Consider the following 11,952-nt stretch of genomic DNA (forward strand, 5'->3'; position numbering starts at 1 on the left):
ATCCATCATAAGTAGATGTTTAAATTCAACGAAAAATAATATTGTTTAGTGGGTTAATTAAGGTCTAATGAGTGACGTAGCTGAACAAAAATCAAGTAGCAGTCGAATTGCTTGGATTGACAACTTAAGAGCTTTTGGTATGTTATCGATCGTCTTAGTGCATACAGGGCGTCTAGATAGTGCACTTGATTTATATGTGGCTTCATTTTGTATGCCTTTGTTTTTCTTTATTTCAGGACTTTTTGTAAAAGAGTCTATCCGACAACAGACATTTATTGATTATGTAAAAACAAGGGTTCAACGCTTACTAATTCCTTATTTTTCTTTCAGTATTTTTAGCTATTTTCTGTGGTTTTTTGTGATAGGAAAGATAAAGGGAGATGTGTTGCCTGCGAATCCAGTTTTACATTTTTTTAGTAATATTATATACGGTGTAGGTGGTGGGGAATGGCTAGATTATAATACTACTCTCTGGTTTTTCCCATGTTTGTTTATCACGGAATTACTCTTCTTTTTCTTGATTCGTTTACCATCTCATAAAACCCTAGGATTAGCGCTGTTTGGTTTATCTGTTATTGGCTATTTTTTATTTAAAGTTGTCTGGATAGACAACTTTAGACTGCCATTTGGCGCTGACATTGCTTTAACAGCAGTAGTTTTCTATGGCGTAGGCTACTTAGTTAAACCTTATATTTTGAATGAGAGCTTTAAAGTCTGGTATCAGTGGCCAATTTTGCTACTGGCAACCTTAGCTTATATCGTGTTTTCAAATCTCAATGAGGAAAGTGCTTTTATTATTGGAAATTTTGGTAAGAACTATTTCTATTTTTACTTGGCTGCACTGTCGGGAATATTATTTTGGGCGCAGATTTCTCGATTGACTAAGCCGAATAAGCTTTTCACAGAAATCGGCAAAAATACTCTGGTGATCTTTCCGTTGCATCTGTTGCTATTTCCATTTTTTACAGGTGTTTTAGTCTTTGTATTTAAAGTGCCTAAAAGTTCCCTAGACCACTCAAATATTGTTGCCTTAGCTTACACGATATTATCTGTATTGATCCTGATTCCTATCGCTTGGGGTTTGAATCTCTATGTGCCATTTTTACTGGGCTACAACTCTCATAAAAAAAAGGTCAATCAGTGAATTGTCGCACTTATGCAGAAGGTATTTATGCTGAAATCAATACAAGAAAGGATTGCTATCTTGTCAAGCCTTCAAATCTGAAAACCAAATAGAAACCTCAGCATCTGGATTTTCGGGTAGCCGAGTCCATCCAGTTGATTGGGCAAATCTCTGCTTCACTAGCGCCAGTTGATTTTCATTTGTCTCCAAAGCATTGGAGACAACAAGTATGACTCTCAAATCTTGCGCTGTTGTAATTTTACTCTTAGCTTCTTCACCGTCAACTATTGGGAGTGAGAGGATTCTGTGTCTCATTTCCAGCCACGAACCAAAACGCAATTCATCGGTATCTTTAGTTAAAACGACAACATCTTTAGGTGATTTAACGGCAGAGTTTATCTGAGTAACTACCGATTTAACATTCTTTTTTGACAAGATATCGACATAGAGAAAATTCTCTGTTGTTACGTAATTTTTCCGCAAACTTATAGCCTCAGCCCAATCAGCTATATAATTGAGCGGGGGCAGCAATACAAAGAATACCAATACAACAGACAATACAATTTTTGACAGTATAGATTTTTCATGATTTGAAATCCAGTAAATGTAGTAAGAAATCACAAAGAAGACAGTAAGTATAAAGAAAGGATTGCTGTAACGACCGATGCCTGCCATTAATAGATTGATTCCAGTTTTATAAGATATATATGCAATGAATATAAAAGGAATCGTTGTAATGCAGCCCCAAAGAATAATAAGTTTTTTATTGTATATATTTTTGCGAGCAGACTCTGCAACAAACCAAAAAGCTGCTAAGGTTCCTGCCAGACCTACAAATATTTTAAAAGTTTCTGCTTTTCGTGAAATATCTAAAGCAAATAACTGTTTAACAATTGTGGCTGTAAACGTCAACAGCCTGCCTTGAGTAAAAATTTCTGAATTAAATAGACCTAAACCTGGAGCTCCTATTAAACTCAATAAAAAACGCATTCCTCTTGTAGAAGGCGATGCCACAGGAATAGCAGCTTCAAATTGGTCTACAGCACTATTGACTCCAGCAAGCGAATGGTGAATAGCGCTCAGACCAATTACTGGCAAAAGGGTGAATGCCGTACAAACTGCTAACAGGATAAAACGGTTTTTCAAGGTATATTGTTTGCTGAAAAACCATAAAAATACAGCTAGATAGGCGAGCATTCCTAGAGAAACTAAAAAAGCAGAGTATTTTAACCAGTAAATTCCTCCTAAAAGTAGACCTAGTAGAGCTGCATGAACTAGAAAGCGACTGTCAAATTTATTCCCTGAGTCTAAAATTGAACACAGATACATTGCGTACAGTAATACCCAAGGCATGACTGCCCAAGGAATCACATCTCCTGCTGTACAAACCAATAATGAGCCAATTTCTATATAATAGATAGATAACAGGACAGCTATAATTATTTTGATTTTCTGGTCAGAGGTGAGAGTATCTATTACCTTTATCCATCCCAAGCCACCTGAAACAAACAAAAAGTATGCGGTTGTTCTGACTGCAATTCCTAAAGGCAATCCGAGGGCGATTAAAGGTAAAAATGCGAAGGTAACGCCGGGAGCGTGCCAGACTATCCAGGTTTGTATATCTTGGGATATATCTTTGGGATTTACGGTGACAACTGAGTTGATCGAACTAGATACTCCGCTCAACCACTGGTTGATTCCTTTGATTTGAGGGATTGGATCGAACTCTATTTGGTAAGGAAATACTGAGGCGATCGCAAAAAAGACAGTGACTATAAATAGAAATATTAAATATGGCGCTAATTGCTGATAGCGAGAATTTGTTAAATTCATATTACAGTTTTAATTGTGTGAAAAATAAACTATAAGTCACCTTTGCAAAAACTGGCGAAAAATGTGATATTTCTTAATAGTTATGAAAATTTTGGCTGGTAGGTATGTTCGCCAGCAAGAGGTGGGAGTGTTGGGTGGGACGATCGCGCGTATGTTCGCTATTAGTCTGTGCGATCGACCTTTTGACCTATTTTTTCGGTTTGGTGCACCACCAGGTGATGCTGGCTGCGATAAGGGCGATCGCGCAACTCAACAAATAGGAATACTTTGTCTGTACCGCTTGATGCTGCGATACCGCCTGCTGCTAAACCTACGCCGATCGCCATACAGGATCTCAAATTAATCTCGCAACTGAGTTAAAATAGTCTTGAGCTTATTGTTGCCGTTCATATTGGTTGTCGTGGATGCTGTTCGGGCGATCGAAGTCAGCTTGTCAATCTATGTACATAGTATCGTTTAAATGCACAAAACTCGGTACTTAACCCCGCACTCTTCAACCCGCTCCCGTCGGGTTTCGTCTGTGTAGACGCGGTTTCAACCGCCGAAAAAACCGCCGTCTCAACCGCCGAAAAAATCCCGAATTATCTACGAGAAATATCCCAGCATTCCCGCGCAATCTCCCAATCTTCCTGAGTATGAATCACCAAAACCCGCACCGCAGAATCTACCGCCGCAACATCATCATCAATTGGCGAATTCAAATTCTTTTCCCCATCCAACCTTAACCCAATAAACCCAAAAACCTCGCAAACAGCAGCCCTGACAGCAGCCGAATTTTCTCCAACACCGGCAGTAAAAATCAAAGCATCCAACCCGCCCAAACTCGCCAACATCGCCCCAATACCGGCGCGCAAACGGTGCACGTAAATATCGAAAGCAAGTTGAGCCCGAGAATTGCCATTTGCGATCGCCTCCGCAATCAGCCGCATATCGCTAGAAACCCCAGAAATCCCCTTCAAACCAGAATTTCGATTCAGAATATTATCGAGTTCCTCAGCAGTAAAGTGCGATCGCCTTAACAGATGAATTATAATCCCCGGATCGATCGCGCCCGATCGACTCCCCATCATCAAACCATCCAAAGGAGTAAAACCCATAGTAGTGTCAACACTCCGGCCGTCGCGAACCGCCGCGAGAGAGCATCCGTTGCCCAAATGACAGCTAATCAGCCGCAAATCGGCAGAATCGCGGTTCAGAATTTCAGCAGCCCTGCGCGCGCAATATTGATGGCTAATCCCGTGGAAACCGTAGCGGCGAATCCCGTCTTCCAGCCATTCGTAGGGGCCCGGATAGACAAACGCAGCGGGCGGCAAATCCGAGTGAAAAGCTGTATCAAAAACTGCGACTTGCGGCACATTTGGGAGAATTTTTTCAACGGCTTCGATACCTTCCAAGTTAATCGGATTGTGGACGGGAGCAAACTGGGATAAACGGGCGATTTCCTGTTTGACTTCCGGCGAAATCAGCGTGCTTTGCTGATAGTTTTCCCCGCCATGTACGACGCGATGACCGATAATATCAATTTCGTTTAAACTGTTAATAACTTGAGTTTCACCCTGCCACAGAGTCTCTAGCATTCGAGCGATCGCCCCAGCGCGATAATCCGAGGCAATTTCTTCCTCAAACCTATTACCAGCAGCAGTTGTGACTTGCAACTCCCCCGCACCTTCGCGGTGACTCCAGTCTATTTTTGCTTCCCAGAGAGGTTGTGGCGGGCGATCGGGAAGCACATCGTTTAATTCGTAAACACAGCTTTTTTGACTGCTAGAACCTGCATTTAAAACTAAGATTTTCATGGTAATAGGTAATTGGGAATTGGTAATTCAGGGCTTACTCACTCCAACCTCAGAAACCGGATTTTTACCTTTTCTGTTGGTTGGAACCTGTGTATTTTGCTCAAAAACCTGGTTTCTGGCTACCCGTATTGATTGTTAGCTATTCACTAATGACGAATTTATTAAGAAATTTATCAAAATATTAAGTATTAATGCAATCTGTAGTCAAGCGTTACGGTTATTTGATATATCTTCGTCATCAGATTTTCATTGATTAAAATTTAAGGAGCCGATCGCCATGTTGACAACAATTTTATTAACCGTTGCGCCTCGTACCGTAGAATGGAGCCCCACCATTGGGCTGATTATGATTGTCTGCAATATTCTAGCCATTGCTTTCGGCAAATTAACAATCCAGCATCAGAGCACAGGTGGGGCCATGCCTTCAGCGAATATGTTCGGCGGTTTTGGTTTGGGTGCAGTCTTGGGAACCACCTGCTTCGGTCATATTTTGGGCGCAGGTACGATTTTAGGATTGTCTTACATTGGCGCGATTTAGAATCTAGGTGAAGACTGCACACCTTTTCTAAGTACCGGGTAAATTGCGGAGGTTTTCATCCAAGTGCGATCGATCGCCCAAAACCTCCAGCATCGGCCCACGCACATCAAACTTAACTATACTAATAGAAGCGGCTAAAGTGGCAATGCGATTGCGATAACTTCCGAGATCGATTCCCAACAAACCGCACAGAATAATCCGAATAGTCGCCTTGTGGGAAACCACCAAAACATTACCAGTCTTGTACTTTTCCTGAATTTCTGCGATAACTAAGGAAGCTCTACTAGAAATCTGCACCGAAGTTTCCCCCTCAGTCGGTGGATTCCAAGCCTGTTCAGTCAGCCAATTAATGTAATCTTCAGCATATTTTTCGCGAACAGACTCAACGGTTTTGCCTTCCCACTTCCCGTACTTAATCTCCTTCAATCCATCGCGAAGCTGCATTTGAATTCCTAGAGTATCGCACAAAGGTGTTGCAGTTGCGATCGTCCGTTTCATGGGACTGACATAAACAGCATCCCAAGGTAATTTTGCGTAAGCTGCGCCAAACTGTGCTGCCATTTGAGCGCCTTCGGGCGTTAATTCTGGATCGAGGTCGCCGCAGAAGCCACCTGTTTTGCTGTAAACTGTTTCACCGTGGCGCAGAAAGTAGATTTTTAGGCTCATGTTTACCAGTTTTGTTTGATTGGTGAATGAGATTTTTTTTATTAACCACAGAGGGCGCAGAGGGCGCAGAGGAAGAGGGAAGAGAGAGGTTCGTAGTAAGGACTTCAGTCCTTATAAATTAGTTTAGTCTAATTAACAAAAGAGTTTAAAAAACTCCTTCAAATCATCGAGGGTCGGATTATCCCAATCCCAAATATCTTTTTTATGTTCCATAACATAATCAAACTTAGACATACTACATTTATCTCCTGCTTGTTTTTGTTCCTTCTTTGAGCAAGTATCAAATCTAATATAGTTGCTAATCCAAAATTTATCAAACTCTTTCTGACTGATTTTCTTTCCCTGATTTTCTAGACAAGTTTTCCAGCTATCCAAACAATCAGCATAGGGAGAGTCTTTAGCCTTGATTTCCTTTAACAGAGTTTCCAGTTCGCCTTTGCCTCCAACATTTGTAAAGTAACAAGCCAATTTTGCATTTGTGCCAAGTTTTGTACAAATATCGATAAATTGTTTAGTGCTTGACAAAATTTCAGCTTCAAACACATCTTTTATACATTCACTTACCCATTCCAGCCGTTCTGACTCTGAATAATTATCGAGATCTATAACAATCCCAATTTTTTCTATATCTCTCTTTTGCAGGTCGGCTTCTAAATCTTTTAACGTAGTGATTAATTTTTTTGGATTCAAGCCTTCCAAACATTCATAATCATCTATACAAATAGGAGGTTCTATCTGGATGTTGCAGTTGAGAAACTCAACCATTGCTTTCATGAAAATTGCATCATTTTTGCTTTCTACGATGACAATATTACTCACCTCTCACTCCTTTCTGATGCTCTAGTGCGTAATTCAAAGTTTCTAAATCGCGTCTGATACCGATTATTTGATTTGTTTTGAGTTTCCTTGCTAGTTCAAAATAGGCGCTGCTGCATTCTTGATTTGGTTCCAAACCCACATCAGCAAATGCTTGCAACATCTCTAAACTGTGAGTTGTCGCAAAAATCTGGGTATCCAGTTCAACCGCCAACCGAAATAACATTCTCCAAAACTCTCGCTGGTTTGTATAGTGTATGCCATTTTCTATCTCATCGATTAGCAAGATTTTGTGTTCGCTGTTTACCAGTTTAAGGATAATGTCTGCGACTCGGTTCATGGCATCTCCAAACAATGAGAGAGGTAAACGTTTTTCTCCTTTTCTTCTCAAGTAAAGTGTCGGTTCTCCAATATAAAAACTCTCCACTGATTCGATCGCCGGATCGATAATTTGAAAAGCTTTCAAGACTTCGCTATCTTTTTCATTTAAACGGGCGTTATCGTATGCTACTGTGAGTTCTCTCCCTGAAATCCTGGTAAACGATGGAATGATTGGTACCTTGCCAGTAGTAGAAGTATCATAACTCATTAAATGTGTCGCAGGAACCTTTTTTGATGACAAGGCAGATCGATTTTCGTTCCTCATAAACTCAATAAGTATACTAGATTTAACTGAATTAATTTCTAATTTAATTTCTACTCGATCCGTGTTGTTGTAGTCTTTTCCAATAATTACTATAGATATATCTTTTTTTAGTGCGTAAAATAAGTTATCCCAGGCTCTATCTGGCATAGCTTGTACAGCTTTTGATGACTCTCTTCTTAACTCTTTTAGGATTGCTAGACTGCTAGCGTGTGGAGCAATATTTAGAAAAAGTGCTTCTAGCAAAGCTGTCTTGCCAGCATTGTTTTTACCGCCGATTAAATTGACTCTTTCAAACCCAGAAATTTTGATTTGCTCAAAACACCTAAAATTTTGGATTTCTATTTCTTTAAGCATTACCGCCCCTTATGAATGTACAAATCCTGACTCGCGATTGATTTATGCTAAGATAACTTTGAGATTGGTGCTTTTAATTATACACTCTATGCAGAATGTAGATTTTTTTGAAGTCATTGAAAGGCATCCAAGCAAGGTGAGTGGTGCATGGGTATTTAGGGGAACGCGCGTACCTGTTGCCACCTTTTTCGAGAACCTTAAAGATGGGGCCTCGATCGACCAGTTTCTCGAATGGTTTCCGGGAGTAACTCGCGCCCAAGTTGAGGTATTACTCGATCGCACTCTAGCCTCATTTTAGCATCAAAATTATTCATCTCTCTCTTATCTTGCTCTGCGTTCTCTGCGTTCTCTGCGGTTAAATCATTCCGATCCAACCGGAATTGATATGATTCATACTAACAGGACTTAGGTAAAAAGTGGAAGGACTAAAGTCCTCACTACAAACCAGGTTCGTAGTGAGGACTTTAGTCCGCATCAATCTAGGTGAAGAAGGACTAAAGTCCTGACTACGAAACTATTACCCAGGAGCACCCGATCGCACACCTTGATCTCCTACCACCGTCGGATCTTTAGTTTCCTTCGGAATTTCCGACATAACAGCCCCACCGTGAGGCCACTTCCAGTCGCGGATTTCCGGCATATCATCGCCGTGTTCGGTGATATACAACCTGTGTTCGATCAACTTGTCCCGCACCGCCTGTTTCCCATAAGCCGCAGCATAACTCAGTTTCGGCACGCGATCGATCACATCACCAACTAAGTGGAAGCGATCGAGATCGTTCATCACCACCATATCAAACGGTGTCGTAGTCGTTCCCTCTTCCTTGTAACCGCGAACATGAATATTCGGGTGATTTGTGCGGCGATAAGTCAACCGGTGAATCAGCCAAGGATAGCCGTGAAAAGCAAAAATCACCGGCTTATCCTTCGTGAACAAAGCATCAAAATCCTTGTCAGACAAACCATGAGGATGTTCGGTGTGAGGCTGAAGCGTCATCAAATCCACCACATTTACCACCCGCACTTTTAACTCGGGATAATCTCGGCGCAAAATATCAACAGCCGCCAAAGTTTCCAGCGTTGGAACATCACCCGCACAAGCCATTACCACATCCGGTTCGCCACCTTTGTCATTGCTAGCCCATTCCCAAATACCGAGGCCCGCCGTACAGTGTTTAATCGCAGCATCCATGTCCAGATATTGCAAAGCCGGCTGCTTTCCAGCAATAATCACGTTCACGTAGTGGCGGCTGCGGAGACAGTGATCGGTAACGGACAGCAAAGTGTTCGCATCCGGTGGCAAATATATTCGCACCACCTCAGATTTCTTGTTAATTACGTGGTCGATAAAACCCGGATCTTGGTGCGAAAAACCGTTGTGATCCTGCCGCCAAACGTGAGATGTGAGTAAATAGTTGAGAGATGCGATCGGTCTCCGCCAAGGAATTTCACGAGTAGTTTTCAACCATTTAGCGTGTTGGTTGAACATCGAGTCGATGATGTGAATAAATGCCTCGTAGCAAGAGAAAAATCCGTGCCTTCCTGTTAGCAAATAGCCTTCCAGCCAACCTTGACATAGATGTTCGCTGAGGACTTCCATCACCCGCCCGTCGGGAGAAAGGTGCTCGTCATCCTCTGGTAAAACACTACCCATCCACTCCCGCCCAGTCACCTCAAACACTGGATCGAGGCGGTTTGAGGCCGTTTCGTCGGGCCCGACAATGCGGAAATTCTGGTTCTCCTGATTCAGTTTCATCACATCCCGCAAAAAGCGACCCGAAACGCGGGTTGCTTCTGCCATTACAGTGCCTGGTTTTTGCACATCTACGGCGTAGTTGGCAAATTTTGGCATTTTCAAGTCTCGCAGCAGCAGACCGCCGTTAGCGTGCGGATTTGCCCCCATCCGTCGATCGCCCTTCGGTGCAAGTTCCGCCAATTCTGCAATCAATTTACCCTTGTCGTCGAACAGTTCTTCGGGCTTGTAGCTTTTCATCCAATCTTCCAGGAGTTGGACGTGTCCTGGTTTAGAAGCCATTTCGGCTAAGGGAACTTGGTGCGATCGCCACGAACCCTCAGTTTTCTTCCCGTCAACCTCCTTCGGCCCCGTCCAACCCTTGGGGCTTTTGAGTACAATCATTGGCCACTGAGGGCGATCGGCACACCCCTCAGTCCGGGCTTTCTCCTGAATCGACTTAATTTCGCCGATCGCCGTATCCATCGTTGCAGCCATCAACTGGTGCATCGTTTCCGGGTCTGAACCCTCCACCCAATAAGGTTTGTAGCCGTAACCGACCATCAAACTCTCCAACTCCTCGCGGGGAATCCGGGCCAACACCGTCGGATTGGCAATTTTGTAGCCATTCAGGTGCAAAATCGGCAACACGGCCCCATCCCGAACCGGGTTGAGAAACTTGTTAGAATGCCAGCTAGCAGCCAGCGGGCCGGTTTCCGCTTCCCCGTCGCCGACAACCGCCGCCACAATTAAATCGGGATTATCAAAAGCCGCCCCGTAGGCGTGGACAAGGGCGTAGCCAAGTTCCCCGCCCTCGTGAATCGAACCGGGAGTTTCCGGCGCAACGTGACTGGGAATACCGCCGGGAAACGAAAACTGTTTGAACAGCCGTTGAATTCCCTCGGAATCTTGGGAAATGTTCGAGTAATATTCCGTGTAAGTTCCTTCGAGATAGGTGTTAGCCACCAAGCCCGGCCCGCCGTGTCCCGGGCCTGCGATGTATATGGCGTTTAAGTCTTGGGCTTTGATGACGCGGTTGAGGTGAACGTAGATGAAGTTGAGGCCTGGAGTGGTGCCCCAATGTCCGAGGAGTCTGGGTTTGACGTGTTCGAGTTTGAGTGGTTCTTTGAGTAGGGGATTGTCGAGGAGATAGATTTGTCCGACGGAAAGGTAGTTGGCGGCCCGCCAGTAAGCGTTGATTTTACCTAGTTCTGAGTCGGAAAGCGGCTTTAATTGTGGGATCTCGGTGGTTCCTAGCATCATCGGCTATTGACTCCTGAGTTGTGGTTGTTTGGTTAAAGTTTGTTGCGAAGTTTGTCGCGAAGTTTGTCGCGCAGTGCGATCGGGATTAATTTGTTATTTGTGACGTTTGGTATTTAAACTCCCTGTCTTTCACATAAACAATTGAATTGTAGCTTGTTTTTGTCTAAATAAAAGTTTAAATTAAGGTTAATTTCTGCCTGAATCTCGCGCAATTTTGACGCTATAAAAGCAATAACTTGTGAGGGTTCAAGGAATTCGGCAATAAAAAATAGGATTTCTAACTTTAGGGTGTGTACTGTACATTTTCTCCGTAGGTGCTGCGCCTCATTGGATGTGTTCTACAAATCCCCAAAAATACTTCTTAAGGTAGATGTCAGAATGATTCGATATCAGAAATTTCTCAACAACTTCCAAAGATATAGCAATGCTATTTAAATGGTGAACTGGCTTTTTTAAATGAACCGCAGAGGCACAGAGGGCGCAGAGGAAGAGAGTAGAGAGAAAGAGGGATATGCAGCAATTCGGCATCGATTGCTATCGTAAGTCAATATATAGCCTTTCTCAAAAAGATGAGGTATGACTGACAGCTTATATAACCGCTTAAAGAGGGCCCAAGCCCAACAACGTACCTCGTCTTTCTGATAACGGCTATATATTGAATTATTTGAGGTTATATAAAAAATAAAAGCTGTACCGGGGATGTACGTTGGGAAACCTTTGGTTAGGTATTTGTTTATATTTGTGGCTGGTTATAAAACAGCGAGGCGAGAATTATGAATAGAGTCAAGCGAACAGGAAAATGAGTTTTACCGGGAGTTTCAGCCTTGGTTGCCGAAACGGTTTAATGTACAGTCGCTGAATTATTGGGCAAAAATTATCATGCTTTACTCAGTGGATGAAAGGGAGGGATTTGAGTATTTTTTTTGAAGTTGCTGGATGAGTTTTGTCAGCGGGATACAAGTTTAAAGGTTGATGGGGTTGAGGCTGAGGGGAGACAATTATTAGTCAGAGATAGATACGATCCAAGAATTTAATCTATATTTAAACTCTTGATTAAACGTAAGGATTCAGGTCTGAAAAATCGGAACGAGCTCAGGCATAGCCAAGTCACAAGAATGAGCAGAAATAGCCTCACGGAAAAAAGTCATTACTGAACGAGCTTGAAAACGACAAGTTTGAATCACA

10 protein-coding genes are annotated in these 11,952 nt (G+C 42.7%); 3 read left to right on the forward strand and 7 right to left on the reverse strand.

What is annotated here, in order from left to right:
* The first annotated feature begins 67 nt into the window (after window positions 1-67).
* Entirely contained in the window at window positions 68-1,144 is a 1,077-nt protein-coding gene (locus QZ918_RS18925) for an acyltransferase family protein (protein ID WP_293337607.1), read from the forward strand.
* Window positions 1,145-1,207: 63 nt separating this feature from the next.
* Here the strand turns inward: QZ918_RS18925 and QZ918_RS18930 are convergent, their stop codons facing one another.
* The 3 genes from QZ918_RS18930 to QZ918_RS18940 form a co-directional block, all read right to left on the reverse strand.
* Complete coding sequence (locus QZ918_RS18930) at window positions 1,208-2,956, reverse strand: hypothetical protein (RefSeq protein ID WP_293337609.1); 1,749 nt, start codon at window positions 2,954-2,956, stop codon at window positions 1,208-1,210.
* A gap of 161 nt (window positions 2,957-3,117) precedes the next feature.
* On the reverse strand, window positions 3,118-3,294 hold the full coding sequence (locus tag QZ918_RS18935) for a hypothetical protein (protein WP_293337612.1): 177 nt from the start codon (window positions 3,292-3,294) through the stop codon (window positions 3,118-3,120).
* A 243-nt stretch (window positions 3,295-3,537) separates the two neighbouring features.
* Complete coding sequence (locus tag QZ918_RS18940) at window positions 3,538-4,752, reverse strand: acetate kinase (RefSeq protein ID WP_293337614.1); 1,215 nt, start codon at window positions 4,750-4,752, stop codon at window positions 3,538-3,540.
* A gap of 277 nt (window positions 4,753-5,029) precedes the next feature.
* On the opposite strand from QZ918_RS18940, the gene psaK reads away from it, so the two are divergent.
* Window positions 5,030-5,290: a photosystem I reaction center subunit PsaK gene (gene psaK, locus QZ918_RS18945; protein ID WP_293185258.1), complete on the forward strand. Its 261-nt coding sequence runs from the start codon at window positions 5,030-5,032 to the stop codon at window positions 5,288-5,290.
* Between the two features lie 27 nt (window positions 5,291-5,317).
* On the opposite strand, the gene QZ918_RS18950 is transcribed toward psaK, so the two are convergent.
* The 3 genes from QZ918_RS18950 to QZ918_RS18960 form a co-directional block, all read right to left on the reverse strand.
* Window positions 5,318-5,956 (reverse strand): histidine phosphatase family protein, encoded by a 639-nt coding sequence (locus QZ918_RS18950; RefSeq protein WP_293337616.1) that lies wholly within the window; start codon window positions 5,954-5,956, stop codon window positions 5,318-5,320.
* A gap of 132 nt (window positions 5,957-6,088) precedes the next feature.
* Complete coding sequence (locus tag QZ918_RS18955) at window positions 6,089-6,775, reverse strand: DUF3226 domain-containing protein (protein ID WP_293337618.1); 687 nt, start codon at window positions 6,773-6,775, stop codon at window positions 6,089-6,091.
* The gene (locus QZ918_RS18960) at window positions 6,768-7,772 is read right to left on the reverse strand and encodes an AAA family ATPase (RefSeq protein WP_293337620.1); all 1,005 of its coding nucleotides are present in this window, start codon (window positions 7,770-7,772) and stop codon (window positions 6,768-6,770) included. The genes QZ918_RS18955 and QZ918_RS18960 overlap by 8 nt, the downstream gene beginning before the upstream one ends.
* An 88-nt stretch (window positions 7,773-7,860) precedes the next feature.
* Between QZ918_RS18960 and QZ918_RS18965 the strand changes: the two genes are divergently transcribed.
* On the forward strand, window positions 7,861-8,070 hold the full coding sequence (locus QZ918_RS18965; RefSeq protein ID WP_293337622.1) for a DUF433 domain-containing protein: 210 nt from the start codon (window positions 7,861-7,863) through the stop codon (window positions 8,068-8,070).
* Between the two features lie 219 nt (window positions 8,071-8,289).
* On the opposite strand, the gene QZ918_RS18970 is transcribed toward QZ918_RS18965, so the two are convergent.
* A complete protein-coding gene (locus tag QZ918_RS18970) occupies window positions 8,290-10,767 on the reverse strand; it encodes a phosphoketolase family protein (RefSeq protein ID WP_293337624.1) in 2,478 nt (825 codons plus the stop codon).
* Between the last annotated feature and the right edge of the window lie 1,185 nt (window positions 10,768-11,952).

The sequence above is a fragment of the Microcoleus sp. CAWBG58 genome (assembly GCF_020883045.1).
Taxonomy (GTDB): Bacteria; Cyanobacteriota; Cyanobacteriia; order Cyanobacteriales; family Microcoleaceae; genus Microcoleus.

What these genes read in the sequence shown, in the direction of transcription:
- QZ918_RS18925 (WP_293337607.1), top strand. Translation starts at nt 68, where the DNA reads ATGAGTGACGTAGCTGAACAAAAATCAAGTAGCAGTCGAATTGCTTGG.
- QZ918_RS18930 (WP_293337609.1), bottom strand. Translation starts at nt 2,956, where the DNA reads ATGAATTTAACAAATTCTCGCTATCAGCAATTAGCGCCATATTTAATA.
- QZ918_RS18940 (WP_293337614.1), bottom strand. Translation starts at nt 4,752, where the DNA reads ATGAAAATCTTAGTTTTAAATGCAGGTTCTAGCAGTCAAAAAAGCTGT.
- psaK (WP_293185258.1), top strand. Translation starts at nt 5,030, where the DNA reads ATGTTGACAACAATTTTATTAACCGTTGCGCCTCGTACCGTAGAATGG.
- QZ918_RS18950 (WP_293337616.1), bottom strand. Translation starts at nt 5,956, where the DNA reads ATGAGCCTAAAAATCTACTTTCTGCGCCACGGTGAAACAGTTTACAGC.
- QZ918_RS18960 (WP_293337620.1), bottom strand. Translation starts at nt 7,772, where the DNA reads ATGCTTAAAGAAATAGAAATCCAAAATTTTAGGTGTTTTGAGCAAATC.
- QZ918_RS18965 (WP_293337622.1), top strand. Translation starts at nt 7,861, where the DNA reads ATGCAGAATGTAGATTTTTTTGAAGTCATTGAAAGGCATCCAAGCAAG.
- QZ918_RS18970 (WP_293337624.1), bottom strand. Translation starts at nt 10,767, where the DNA reads ATGATGCTAGGAACCACCGAGATCCCACAATTAAAGCCGCTTTCCGAC.